Consider the following 646-nt stretch of genomic DNA (forward strand, 5'->3'; position numbering starts at 1 on the left):
TCGACGACATTCTCGACGCGACAGCGGATACCGCGACGCTGGGCAAGACCCCCGGCAAGGACGCGGCGGCGCAGAAGCCGACCTGCGCGTCGATCATGGGGCTGCAGGCAGCGCGCCAGTTCGCGCTGGATCTGTTGAGCGACGCCGGGGAGGCCATCGCCCCGCTGGGGCCGCGTGCGGAACGATTGGCGCAGATGCTGCAGCGGGCCAACGCGTATCTGTTCAACGACGCGCCCTGCGCATGAGCGCGCGCGTCCGATGGAGCCGCCCCTGTGCCGCTGCGATCGGCTGGCGGCAGCGGCGCATGCTGCACTGTGTTCCGAGTCGGCGGCGCCGATCGCAGCGGTTGCCCAGCACGGCCGCGGCGCACGCGTCGGACCGGCGCCAGCATCGGGGCGCGTCGTCGAGCCGCAGCAGGGCGGCCGTCCGGCGCTGCCCGTGGCCAGGCCGCGACGGGCCTGCGGCGACGCGCGCGGCGTCTGCCCGATCCTGGTTCTCGTCAACCGTCTGCAGAGGAATATCCCACGTGAACGCGCTGTCCGAACAGATCCTTTCCGAATTGCGCCACCTGCTGAGCGAGATGAGCGACGGCGGCAGCGTCGGTCCGTCCGTCTATGACACGGCGCGAGCTCTGCAGTTCCACGGC

Annotated in this window: 1 pseudogene; it reads left to right on the forward strand. The window is 71.4% G+C overall.

Annotated features, from left to right (window positions below):
* Positions 1-245 (forward strand): annotated as a pseudogene (locus EN807_RS32385) (polyprenyl synthetase family protein); the annotation flags it as partial.
* Positions 246-646 lie beyond the last annotated feature (401 nt).

It is taken from the genome of Mesorhizobium sp. M5C.F.Ca.ET.164.01.1.1 (assembly GCF_004792125.1).
In the GTDB taxonomy this organism is placed as follows: domain Bacteria; phylum Pseudomonadota; class Alphaproteobacteria; order Rhizobiales; family Rhizobiaceae; genus Mesorhizobium; species Mesorhizobium wenxiniae.